Annotated in this window: 1 protein-coding gene; it reads left to right on the top strand. The window is 64.0% G+C overall.

The annotated features are described in order from the left end of the window. Positions 1 to 2870: SDR family NAD(P)-dependent oxidoreductase (locus ABZW16_RS43660; protein ID WP_354962049.1), on the top strand; the 2870-nt coding region annotated here is incomplete at both ends.

Raw genomic sequence — 2870 nt, 5'->3', positions numbered from 1 at the left:
AGGTGGATTGGGCCGGTTTCTACACCGGTACCGCAGCCCAGCGAATCGACTTGCCCACCTACGCCTTCCAGCGTCGCCGTTATTGGATGACCGAAGGGCCCGCCGCCGCTGGCAATGCCCGGGCGATGGGTCTCGTCGCTACCGGACACCCCCTGGTCTCGGCGGTCGTCTCGCAACCGGACTCCGACGCGGTAACTCTCACCGGCCGCCTGTCGGTGCAGACGCACCGGTGGCTGGCCGACCATACGGTTGTGGACACCGTGCTGTTCCCCGGTACCGGTTTGGTCGAACTCGCCTTGTACGCCGGAGAACAGGTCGGCTGCTCGACCCTCGAGGAACTGGTCCTACAAGCCCCACTGGCACTATCGGAGTCCGCCGGACTCGCGGTGCGCGTTGTGGTCGGTGCCGAGGACGAGACCGGCCGTCGCACAGTGCGGACCTTCTCTCGGCCCGATGATGATGTTGATTCGGTGGCGTCGTGGATGTTGAACGCCGAAGGCGTGCTCGCCGCGGAATTCGATAGCGCGGCTGTGGATCTGGTGCAGTGGCCGCCCGCCGGTGCGGTCGCGGTCGATATCGATGGTGTTTATGACTCTCTCGATGTGCAGGGCTATCACTATGGTCCGGTGTTTCAGGCGCTGCGGTCGGTGTGGCGGGGATCCGACGGGGTGCTCTATGCCGAGGTTGAATTGCCTGAGCAGGCCCGAACTGAGGCGGAGCGGTTCGGTGTGCATCCGGCGTTGCTGGATGCGTCGTTGCACGCCTTGCGTTTTGCCGATGGCATGTCGGCTGAGGGTGTTGGTCTGGCGTTGCCGTTCGAGTGGTCCGGTGTCACGGTACATGCGGCCGGGGCTGATGCAGTGCGTGTTCGGCTCACGCGTGTCGGCGAGCATGGTGTTGCTCTGGATCTGGCGGACTCGACCGGTGCTGCGGTGGCGACGGTGCGGCATTTGGCTTCCCGGCCGATCGATCCCGCGCAGCTCATGGTCGGCGCATCCGTCGTCGGTAATGCGTTGTTCCAGATCGGCTGGACACCGGTCGCGGTGCGTGAAGCTGAAGTCACCGCGGTAGCGTGGCCCGACCTCGGTGATCAGGTCCCACAGGTGGTGGTGTTGGAGTGCCCGACGGGTAATGATCCCGCCGCTGTCCATGCTGCGACTCATGAGGTTCTCGAGGTATTGCAGTCCTGGATTGCCGGCAACCGGTTCGCCGAATCGGTACTCGTCGTCCGGACCGGTGGTGCTGTCTCGGTCGCTGGGGAAGACATTGCGAACTTGGCCGGTGCGGCCGTGTGTGGTCTGGTGCGTTCCGCGCAGGCGGAAAATCCCGGTCGGATCGTGTTGATCGACACCGATTCCGAACTCGACGGGCTGCTGGGCGGGATTGTCGCCGCGGCCGAACCGCAGGTGGCGGTGCGTGATGGGCAAGTTCATATTGCGCGCCTCGGCCGAATCTCCGCTCCGACGACCGCTTCAGCCGGGGGTTCCTCCGCAGCCGCTTCGGCTGTGAGTTCGTCCTTCGGCCCGGAGGATACTGTTCTGATCACCGGTGCCAGCGGCTATCTGGGTGGGTTGTTCGCTCGGCATCTGGTGAACGCACGTGGTGTGCGGCGTCTGTTGTTGTTGAGCCGCCGTGGTGAATCTGCTTCCGGTGCTGCGGAGTTGCGGGCGGAGTTGCAGGGTCTCGGTGCCGAGGTCGGGTTCGTGGCTTGTGATGTTGCCGATCGTGGTGCGCTTGCGCAGGTGTTGGCCGAGGTGCCTGCCGGTCACCCGTTGACCGGTGTGTTCCATATGGCTGGTGTGCTCGACGACGGTGCCATCGCGTCGCTGACCGTGGATCGGTTGGATGCGGTGTTGCGGCCGAAGGTCGATGCTGCCCTGCATCTGCATGAATTGACCGTGGATCTGCCGTTGAAGGCGTTTGTGCTGTTCAGTTCGGTGGCTGGTGCGTTCGGTAACCCTGGTCAAGGCAACTATGCCGCGGCTAACGCGTGTTTGGATGCGCTGGCGGCGCATCGCAGGGCATCCGGGCTTTGCGGCCAGTCTTTCGCGTGGGGTCTGTGGAGCCTGGGCGGGGGTATGGCCGCGGAGCTCAGCGACGTCGACCGTCACCGCATGTCTCGTTCGGGTCTGCTGCCGCTTTCGGAGGAGCAGGGCCTCGCGCTGTTCGATGCCGCGACAGGAGTGGATACAGCCGCCCCTGTCCTTGCCCGTTTCGACCTGGATGCGATGCGTAGCTCCGGGTTCGCTGCGCCCGTACTGTTTTCCGGGTTGATCCCGCATCGCCGCAAGGCGGCCTCGGGTGCTTTCACGGCGCTTCGCGCTCGGTTGTCGAACACTCCCGAGAGTGAACGTTTTGGTGTGCTCGTGGAGATCGTGCGTGGTCAGGTCGCGGCGATTCTGGGACATCAGGACGCGAATGCGATTGCGGCGGACAAAGCTTTCAACGAGCTGGGTTTCGACTCGCTCGCTGCTATCGAGTTCCGCAATGCCCTCAACGTCGTGACAGGTCTGCGGTTGCCTGCCACCCTGGTGTTCGATTACCCGACACCGCAGGCTTTGGCGAAGTATCTGGCCGATGAGTTCGCGGGCACCAGCCGGGATGTCGTGGTCACTGCCAGCAGGGCTGTTGACGACGAGCCGATCGCTGTGGTGGCGATGGCTTGTCGTTATCCCGGTGGTGTCGCCTCGCCGGAAGACCTGTGGAGTCTGGTCATGTCGGGCGTCGATAGCACCGGTGAGTTGCCGGTGGATCGTGGCTGGGACATCGACGGTATCTACGATCCGGAGCCCGGCAAGGCTGGTAAGACCTATACCCGTCAGGGTGGATTCCTTTACTCGGCGGCCGATTTCGATGCGGACTTCTTCGGC

Source organism: Nocardia sp. NPDC004604 (genome assembly GCF_040609795.1).
Lineage (GTDB): Bacteria > Actinomycetota > Actinomycetes > Mycobacteriales > Mycobacteriaceae > Nocardia.
The sequence above is the reverse complement of the archived record's forward strand: the minus strand, read 5'-3'. Positions and strand labels throughout refer to the sequence as shown.